Source organism: Brevibacillus reuszeri, assembly GCF_002897295.1.
Taxonomy (GTDB): Bacteria; Bacillota; Bacilli; order Brevibacillales; family Brevibacillaceae; genus Brevibacillus; species Brevibacillus reuszeri_A.
The window spans coordinates 24,133-31,382 of sequence record NZ_BEXF01000041.1; the positions used below are offsets into that span (position 1 = coordinate 24,133).

A 7,250-nucleotide genomic window follows, 5' to 3' on the forward strand; every position below is an offset into this window, starting at 1 on the left:
GACAAAAGAAAGGGGCGGAAAAAGTAAAGTGGAAGTTTTGCTAAACTACTTTGTTTTGGACTTGCCAGAAGCAATGCTGCTACTTACTATCGGTTATGCAGTCTTCAACCTACCACTATGTAGAGAGTGGAGGCGCTTGGTACTCTGTGGCGTTCTTTTTGCCATATGGGGCGATGTACTTACTGCGTTTGGTGTTGACTACGAACTCAAGCTGTTTCTATTCTATTCGTTTGAATTTCTACTGTTTCTATCTCTAGGGCATCGCTATAAAGCATTTGCAATGGTTGTGGCTTCATCAACCTGGATGATGGTCTCAGAAACAACAATCAGCGCTGTGATGAGTGTACTGGGTGTCAGGGTTAGTGTGTTTGCTGAGAGTACGTTCCTACGCTATGCCTTGTCATTTACGTACTTATCAACGCTATGTATCCTCAGTTTCACGCTTTACAAGTTACGATTCAATTTACGAAAGCTATGGCCACGAACAGCACCCAATCGATACCTGGTGTTCTTGATCGTGTCGGGCGGGATCACGTTCACATCGATTCTGTTAGTGAATGTGTCAACCTTCATGGGAAAGGTACTGCTAGAAGAATTGCATCCCGTTACAAACTACTTGTGGATTTACCAACTAGCTGCCTTAGTTCTTGCTTTGATCACTTCAATATTCTTTGTGCTATATGTACGGGCTACTGTCGTAAGAGTTGAGAAAGAAACTGAAGCCCCGTACAGCAAGCAATTGATTGACCTGACCACGGCTGTGAGAGCAATTAAGCACGATGCCTTATCGCACTTCACCGTCATTCTTGGCTTCCTCAAGATGAAGGAGTACCAGCGTATCGAATCTTTCGTGCTTAACCTGGTCGACGAGACAAAGGAACTTATCGATATTACTGAAGGCATTCGTAATAAAACTATAGCTGCAATGCTATATGGTAAGGTTACAAACTTCGCTAAAGGCGGCGTTGATTTTCAGGTAAAGGTTGCGCCCAATTCACCACAGTTGGAATCTTGGAAAGATATTGATATAAGCAAACTGCTGGGTAATCTTTTAGACAATGCATATACAGCTACGCTGAAAATGGAAGATGATGACCGGTACATACGGATGGAATGGGGTATCCGCAACGGTAGTGAGTATTTGTCCATCGAGAACTCTGGTCCAACGATTCCGGATGAGGTTCTTCCAAAACTATTTGACCTCGGATATACAACTAGGGATTCTGGTGATGGTGGGGTTGGTCTTGCTGTTGTGAAGGGGCTTGTAACGAAATACAAAGGGGAAATTGACGTGATCTCTCGTCATGGGGTAACTCGCTTCACTATAATGCTCCCGATGGCTATAAAAGGCTCACAGGAGGTTACAGAAGAACACACCGTTTAGGCTTAGTGTCTAGCGGTTTTTTTGTTAAGGGGGTAATATCAAAGTCAGATAAAGATTTGCGTTGAAGAAAGGAATCAGCATCATGTCACAATCAGACAGTAGCTTTTGGAATGACATAAAGAACAACAGCCGGCATGTATCGTGGGAGAATGAAAAGGCTCTGCAGCAAGTAGATGGGAAAATGACGGTACGGAATGTGTTAATGAGGCTGCAGCTGCTCGACGCAGAAATTACCTGGCTCCAGGAGACTCTAAACGCGCCAACTGATAAGCCTGTTCCCCTGACTATTGCACAGCTATTAGGCGATACCCTTGAGCAGAAAAAGACACTAAAGAGCCGGCTTGAGAAGGCGTTAGACGATACGATCGTTGAGTGGCCAGAATGACATTACGCACAATAAGAAACCCGCCCAAGCATCATGCCAGGCGGGTTCTTTGCTGCTGTAATCCCTCTATTCATATTATGCCCGCCCGTTCCTCTGCTCATCGATAAATGCCTGTTGGAAATTGTTCAGTCGCACCTGACACTCCGCTTTCAAAACCTCGACATTGTAGATAACTTCGTGCTGAAGACCTCGGAATGTTACCAGAACCTCATAAAGAAAACTGTCAGTCGAGCCTTGAGATCGAATCTTTCCGCCCATTCTTCCAAATTGTTGCCGGTATTGGTGATGCTTTCGCTCAGCTGCAGCGGATACTGATTCTAGGATCGGCACGTATGAAAGCTTGAGTTCGCTGTGATTGATCGCTTTTGCATCGATCGAGACAGCCTTGAACAACATCCCATAAATAATCAATTCGTGCAGGATCTCCCGCCATTCTTCTGTATGTGTCATGCTACACCCGTTCGACTTGCAGCAATTGGTTTACAGGTATCCACCAGCCGCCGTCGTCTCGGAGCAGTTTTATTCTCTGGTTGGTGTGATCAATTTCTGTAACGATGCCCCATTCTCTTCTGATGCCTTCATCTTGCCAACTGACTGTGATCGCATAGTCTTTGCGTACCGAGTCGTAGATGATCTCCGCTAATGAATCAGGATCGATTGATGGTGTTTCGGCTACATCTGTCTCGTAATGATGCTCATACAGCAAGGTCATTTGCAGCATCCTCCACCAGTCCAGCGTCAATAAGATCGCGGAGAATGTCAGGTGCAGGGCTTACGCCTGTTTGGATCTTATTGATTGCTGCAATGTGCTTTGGAGTCAGGACAGGTACAGCCATTAGTCGCCCATCAACAACAGTATTTATCTTTTCCATGGTATCACTCATTTCACGAACGTTTGTTTGTATTATATACGAACAAAATACGAACGTGCAAATAGAAAAAACCCCCATCCAAATTAGGATGAGGGAATGAGTTTATCGAAAATATCAATGAGTTGCAGTTGTAAGTCTTCGCTTAATCCAATGGCAGCACTGGCTATACCGAGAGCACCCGCCAAGATGAGTAGCACATATTTCTTATTCTTCTTCAGGAACTCTTTCATAATCACGCACGCCCTTTCAGCTTCACAGTTTTGGTATCTCCGTCCCACTCGACCTCTAGGTTAAGGATGCCAGCTAGCTCTCTCGCAGGCGCATACGACACGCCATACTCAATCGTTGCAGTAACGATTTTACTGTTGACCTTTACCTGACTGGAGGCGGCATCAAATTCCACCTTGGCTCCTAGAGCTTCAGCAACTGCTCTGATTGGTAGATGGGAAACACCGTCAATCAGGAACCCTAGTGGTTTCAGGGTAATTTGTACCGTAACAGGTTCCCTCTTGCTTTCGTTTTTCTGTGGATATCCTGTTAACAACCTGTGGACATCATCTTTAAATTTTGCCCATGCCTGTGCAGCTGTTAGCCCAGTGAATCGCCTAGCATAGTCATCAGAAACGAAATAAGCCGGGCAGTTCTTGCCTGTGATATCAAAGTGCCGCCACAGCTTGTCTACGCCCCAGCCGTACCGTTTCAGGATGTCAGCAGTCAGCTCCAACGTGTTCTGATACATCTTCTTGAAATCACCATCAGCGTTGACGCACATTTCAATACCGATCGTACAGTTGTTTGGATAAGAACTCAGCTGCTTCAGGGCACCGGGATTGTACGTTTTTGCCCCAACATGATAGCCCATCTCGTTTTCAGGTAGGCAGCGAATGATCTGTTTGTCATCGACGTTATAATGTGCGCTGGCTTCCGTGGTGGGCTTGTTGAAGTAGTTCCGGTTAGCTACAGCGTCGGCACCTTTTCCCTCGTTTGCAGTCCAATGGATGACTACACCCTTTGGCGTAATCTTTGTGCCAGGACGTGCTGTTTTATTGGACAGAAGCATTTCTGTTATCTTTAGAACCACTGTCATCGCCTCCCAAATACTTTTCTTTCTCCGTTCTTCGCTTTATAGCTCTGGAGATTTTATGCTCCAGTTCTTCCGCAACGTAAATCATTGCCCATCCAGGCACCCATTTCTCCCAGCCGGCTCGGATCACGTTTGCCGTCATGCTCTTCCAGATATGTAGCCCAAAGGCTGCTGTTAAGAAATAGAAAGCGACACCTGGAGTGCCTGATATTTGATCGATTTGATGACCGATGGAGGGCATACCCAGAATGAATACTGCTCGGTATCCACCCTTAATGCCGTATTCAGAGGCATAAGATCCATCTATTTTTGATGCTCGATATCCAGCTAACCAGTCCATAATTAGTAGAAACACATACAAGAAGATTGCTAGGTAACGAGCAGAACCTTCTCCATATAGGAAGTGGAAGGCTGAGAGCAAAAAGGCACCAATCGCACCTGATAAAATCCATTCTTTCATGCATACCGCCTTCTCTCGAATAAAAGATAAGGGAGCCACGTCAGCAGCTCCCACCAGTTTGACTACACTGCCAATTCACCGAGTTCCAATGCCTCCAGCTGATTCTTAACCTCTGGCTTCAAAACCGCTGGGACATCAGCAAATGTTTTATAGCCGCGAACAATCAGTGTTACGTAGATCGTTGCCATCTTGTCATCACCTCCTTTCCATAGCCACAGGAATAAAAAAAGCGCCAGGCTACGCAGTTTCTGCGTCCAATAGCGCTTGAACTTGATCTTTAAGACTTGTAGGGACTTGATCAATTGTTTTCATCCCTTCTTTGATTAAACGATAGTAGATGTGTACCACTATGCGGTTCCTCCTTCTAATGCTGCAATTCGTGCCTCCAGCTCCAGGTTCTTCTCATACAGGCTGGTGATGACTTGCATGAGCAAGATCGTGTCTCCGTCTGTTTTCTCAAACACTTCTGCTAGCGCCAGCATCATCGCTGTGGAGTCATCTACCAGCTGCGGGATGGCTGATCTTCGTTTTGCTTCAGCTTCCCGGTCTGCTTGTGCTTTGCTAACGTCCAATGGAAACTGCAATGGAATACTCAATCAAACGCACCCCCAAACCCTTTGACAATGATAGGCTCTGTCGCTGTACCTTTCTCGATATGAACACGAATACTGATTCCCCACTGAGTGGCTGTCTTCTGTTCGTTCTGAAAAATGTATCCTCTACCATAACGTGCGTTAAAGGAGATGTCCTCCCATCTAGGTGCAGCATCAAACGCGTTATTGGTTGCTTCAGCCACGAATAAAGCTCCTGGAGGCAGGGACATGTCCATCGTGAGCAGCACGCGCTTGGCAGCTACATCAGTCGTCCATGGTACCTCGATTTCAAAGGAGAGTTGATCCTCAAACCGTGTAAACGTGTATACCCTGGTCGACTTCGCTCCTTGATCGTCTACAGCTTCGATCGTCAGCGAGTGCAATACACCAGGCTCTAGTTTGAGCCACGTATCATGATTGATCTGGAACGTTTCCTGACGGTTAGCCACGCCCGCAAACGAGCGCGTTACTACACCATTGATTTTCTCTGTGATGCTAAAGGCGTTGCCTTCTGGATCGTAAGCAGCATAGGTGACTTCAGGTGGCGTTTCGTGGATGCCGATATCACCGTTTTGACCGTCAATCACAGGCGGACGGTTCCAGACTACTCGGAACTTGCGTGTGAGCTCTGTGCTCTTGCCCGGCTTGTTGTCATCTGCCCAGACGGTGAGAATGTGGTCCACGTTTTCAGCCAGGTCAGCTCCTGTAATGTCTGTTGTGCCAAGATAAACGCGCTTGTTCTTGTAGATAAGCTGCTTGGAAAACAAAATAGGCGTGCTTCCATCTGATACGTCAGATGCAGCCGCCTGCGGTGGTCCGTTATTGATTTTGTAGTAGACTGTTACGACATTCCCAACGTCCTCGTCTACAGCGTTTCCAGCTACATCATAAGTCGAGTTCTCAGTCAGGGTCCGGTTGTCTGGTGTGGTCAGCGTGATAACGGGCTTTTTGTTTAGGATCAATGACCCGTAATATTTGACTGTGTCTGTTGTTTGGAAAATCGTAGGCGGTATTGTGAAATCAGTTTGAAATGTTGGATCATACAACGATGCAGGGGAAGAACCGCCTGTAATTTGTAAGTTTATCTGAGAAGTTACGAACTCGTCGGCTGAACTACGTTCATAAAGAATCGTACCCATTTCATGAGCAATGAATAATCTTCCATTCTTGTCGGATGTGATTGACGCATTTTTACCTAACCACAACTTTTTAGGAGTTGACCACGACGCTCCATCTGTTGTATTTGAGTAACGGATAAAATCATTTGTTACATCATTAGAATCAGTGCCATGCCACACAGCGTGTAGTTTCCCGTTTGGCGTGCGGATTAATTTGGGTTCGTTTTGCGGATAGTTTAATGACGAAAATACGGTAGTCGTCTGCCAATTCGTACCTGTAAATCTCGATGCCACTATCAGATATGTCGATGTTCCACCTTGTCTTTGTTGATACAAAATTATCGGGTGACCATCTGGTTTGAAGTCAATAGTAGGGTTTGTGTTATTTGTTATTGATGAGTCAAGCGTGGTCACTTGCATTGCTGCACTAGGAACTCCTAACGTACCATCCGCGTTGATCGGAATGGAACCAGCCCGAATGTTAAAACTGTTCGGATAAGTGGCGTTTTTCGTACTGGCTGCCCACCAGAGTTTGGTGCCGTCAGGTGTAATGGCGCTAGAAACCCCAGACCATTCGCCCTTTCCGCTTGGGTTGTCGAGTGTAGTTGATGTTGTATGTGTAGCTCCGACTTTTGTAGCATCAAAAGAAGACAAACGTAAAACTATATTCCCACTGTAGCATGATACTGTATACACTCTTACGCCTACGGAACAGATAGAAAATCCACCATAAACACTCACATCGTTCTTCGTAAGTAGTGTAAAGGTTTTCCCGTTATCCTTTGAAACATAGTAATAGCATAAATTGTCAGTCGAATTTCTAACTGCTCCCACAATCCACCCATTGCTCAATAGCACAGGTGGAGCCATCCGGGAAACTAAGAAGGCAGACGATACCACGTTGACCGGAATAATGATCTTGCCGTCCTCTTGTACCACGGTAAAGTTTCGTGTCACCTTGGCTGAGTCGTCTATGCCGTCATTTGCCCAGACTTGAATTGATGATGCCTCCGCTGGTAGAAGTCCTGATACATCCGTCGCGCCGTCCCAGAAACGACCTTGTGAATACTTCAACGTTTTGCTAAATGACTTCGCTGTTGAGCCGTCAGACGTACCAAGAGAGATGGTTTGCGTTGGTCCGCCTGCAATGGAGTATTTTACGGACAGGGCGTTTCCAGCGTCAGCATCAGAGACGGTACCTTCCAGTTTGTAGGTGCTGCCTTCTGTTAATGTCTGATTATCGGCAGGTGACGTGAGTGTGAGCGTTGGCGGGTTGTTGGTGATAGGCTCAAGTGCAAAAACGTTTGTCACACCATTACAGTTAAATCCGATATTGGTTTGCATGTCCGTGTTG

The 7,250-nt window shown here is 46.1% G+C and carries 12 protein-coding genes; 2 read left to right on the plus strand and 10 right to left on the minus strand.

Annotated features, from left to right (window positions below):
• Positions 1-28 precede the first annotated feature (28 nt).
• Both C3B52_RS33190 and C3B52_RS33195 read left to right on the plus strand, forming a co-directional pair.
• Entirely contained in the window at positions 29-1,384 is a 1,356-nt protein-coding gene (locus tag C3B52_RS33190) for a sensor histidine kinase (protein ID WP_103110608.1), read from the plus strand.
• Between the two features lie 82 nt (positions 1,385-1,466).
• Positions 1,467-1,769, plus strand: coding sequence for a hypothetical protein (locus C3B52_RS33195; RefSeq protein WP_164685037.1), 303 nt, complete (start codon positions 1,467-1,469; stop codon positions 1,767-1,769).
• Positions 1,770-1,844: 75 nt separating this feature from the next.
• Here C3B52_RS33195 and C3B52_RS33200 read toward each other — a convergent pair whose 3' ends face one another.
• From C3B52_RS33200 to C3B52_RS37010, 10 genes are all read right to left on the minus strand, one after another.
• Complete coding sequence (locus C3B52_RS33200) at positions 1,845-2,219, minus strand: hypothetical protein (protein ID WP_103110610.1); 375 nt, start codon at positions 2,217-2,219, stop codon at positions 1,845-1,847.
• A gap of 1 nt (position 2,220) precedes the next feature.
• Positions 2,221-2,481, minus strand: a complete 261-nt coding sequence (locus C3B52_RS33205; RefSeq protein WP_103110611.1) for a YolD-like family protein — start codon at positions 2,479-2,481, stop codon at positions 2,221-2,223.
• A complete protein-coding gene (locus C3B52_RS37000) occupies positions 2,465-2,641 on the minus strand; it encodes a hypothetical protein (protein WP_164685038.1) in 177 nt (58 codons plus the stop codon). Before C3B52_RS37000 ends, C3B52_RS33205 begins: the two co-directional genes overlap by 17 nt.
• An 83-nt stretch (positions 2,642-2,724) precedes the next feature.
• Positions 2,725-2,871, minus strand: a complete 147-nt coding sequence (locus tag C3B52_RS37005) for a hypothetical protein (protein WP_164685039.1) — start codon at positions 2,869-2,871, stop codon at positions 2,725-2,727.
• A 2-nt stretch (positions 2,872-2,873) separates the two neighbouring features.
• Positions 2,874-3,722, minus strand: coding sequence for an N-acetylmuramoyl-L-alanine amidase (locus C3B52_RS33210; protein WP_235615937.1), 849 nt, complete (start codon positions 3,720-3,722; stop codon positions 2,874-2,876).
• Positions 3,685-4,185 carry a phage holin family protein gene (locus C3B52_RS33215; protein WP_103110613.1) on the minus strand — a complete coding sequence of 167 codons (501 nt, stop codon included), beginning with the start codon at positions 4,183-4,185 and terminating at the stop codon, positions 3,685-3,687. Before C3B52_RS33215 ends, C3B52_RS33210 begins: the two co-directional genes overlap by 38 nt.
• Positions 4,186-4,247: 62 nt before the next feature.
• Positions 4,248-4,373, minus strand: a complete 126-nt coding sequence (locus C3B52_RS37950) for a CD1375 family protein (RefSeq protein ID WP_268811920.1) — start codon at positions 4,371-4,373, stop codon at positions 4,248-4,250.
• 49 nt (positions 4,374-4,422) lie between these two features.
• Positions 4,423-4,497 carry a CD1375 family protein gene (locus tag C3B52_RS37955; protein WP_373419756.1) on the minus strand — a complete coding sequence of 25 codons (75 nt, stop codon included), beginning with the start codon at positions 4,495-4,497 and terminating at the stop codon, positions 4,423-4,425.
• Positions 4,498-4,532: 35 nt separating this feature from the next.
• The gene (locus tag C3B52_RS33220) at positions 4,533-4,781 is read right to left on the minus strand and encodes a hypothetical protein (RefSeq protein WP_103110614.1); all 249 of its coding nucleotides are present in this window, start codon (positions 4,779-4,781) and stop codon (positions 4,533-4,535) included.
• A partial coding sequence (locus C3B52_RS37010) for an Ig-like domain-containing protein (RefSeq protein ID WP_235615938.1) occupies positions 4,778-7,250 on the minus strand: 2,473 nt, incomplete at its 5' end. The genes C3B52_RS33220 and C3B52_RS37010, both read right to left, overlap by 4 nt.